The 1,130-nt window shown below is 67.9% G+C and carries 2 protein-coding genes; both read left to right on the top strand.

From position 1 onward, the window contains the following. On the top strand, nt 1-267 hold a 267-nt coding region (locus ABLV11_RS06985; protein WP_348855244.1), incomplete at its 5' end, for a biotin/lipoyl-containing protein. Between the two features lie 15 nt (nt 268-282). Continuing rightward, nucleotides 283-1,130, top strand: an 848-nt coding sequence (locus ABLV11_RS06980; RefSeq protein WP_316502738.1) for a sodium ion-translocating decarboxylase subunit beta, incomplete at its 3' end; no start/stop codon positions are given.

Raw genomic sequence — 1,130 nt, 5'->3', positions numbered from 1 at the left:
GCCGCGCCGGCGGCCTCTTCCGCCCCGGCTCAGGCGGCCGCCCCGGCAGGCGCCGGCATGCCGGTGACCGCGCCGCTGGCGGGCACTATCTGGAAGGTCATTGCCGCGGAAGGCCAGACGGTGGCCGAAGGCGACGTGCTGCTGATTCTGGAAGCCATGAAGATGGAAACCGAAATCCGCGCCGCACAGGCCGGGACCGTGCGCGGTATCGCGGTGAAATCCGGGGACGCGGTGGCGGTGGGCGACACCCTGCTGAGCCTGGCGTAAGGAAGAGGACGCGAAATGGAAAGTCTGAACGCCCTGATTCAGGGCATGGGGCTGATGCACCTCGGCGCCGGCCAGGCCGTCATGCTGCTGGTGAGCCTGCTGCTGCTGTGGCTGGCCATCGCCAGGAAGTTCGAGCCGCTGCTGCTGCTGCCGATTGGCTTCGGCGGCCTGCTGTCGAACATTCCGGAGGCCGGGCTGGCGCTGACCGCGCTGGAGAGCCTGCTGGCCCACCACGACGCCGGGCAGCTGGCGGTGATTGCGGCGAAGCTCAACTGCGCGCCGGACGTCCACGCCATCAAAGAGGCGCTGGCTCTGGCCCTGCCGTCGGTGCAGGGGCAGATGGAGGACCTCGCCGTGGATATGGGCTACTCCGCCGGGGTGCTGGCGATTTTCTATAAGGTCGCCATCGGCTCGGGCATCGCCCCGCTGGTGATTTTTATGGGCGTCGGGGCGATGACCGACTTCGGCCCGCTGCTGGCCAACCCGCGGACCCTGCTGCTGGGGGCGGCGGCGCAGTTCGGCATCTTCGCCACGGTGCTGGGGGCGCTGACGCTGAACTACTTCGGCATCATCAGCTTCACCCTGCCGCAGGCGGCGGCCATCGGCATCATCGGCGGCGCGGACGGCCCGACGGCGATTTACCTCTCCGGGAAACTGGCGCCGGAATTACTCGGCGCCATCGCGGTGGCGGCGTACTCGTATATGGCGCTGGTGCCGTTAATCCAGCCGCCGATTATGAAGGCGCTGACCAGCGAGAAGGAGCGGAAAATCCGCATGGTGCAGCTGCGCACGGTGAGTAAGCGGGAAAAAATCCTCTTCCCGGCGGTGCTGTTGCTGCTGGTGGCGCTGCTGCTGCCGGACGC

The sequence above is a fragment of the Klebsiella sp. GW_Kp181 genome (genome assembly GCF_040062315.1).
Classification (GTDB): Bacteria; Pseudomonadota; Gammaproteobacteria; order Enterobacterales; family Enterobacteriaceae; genus Klebsiella; species Klebsiella oxytoca.
This window is presented reverse-complemented; position numbering and strand designations above follow the sequence as displayed.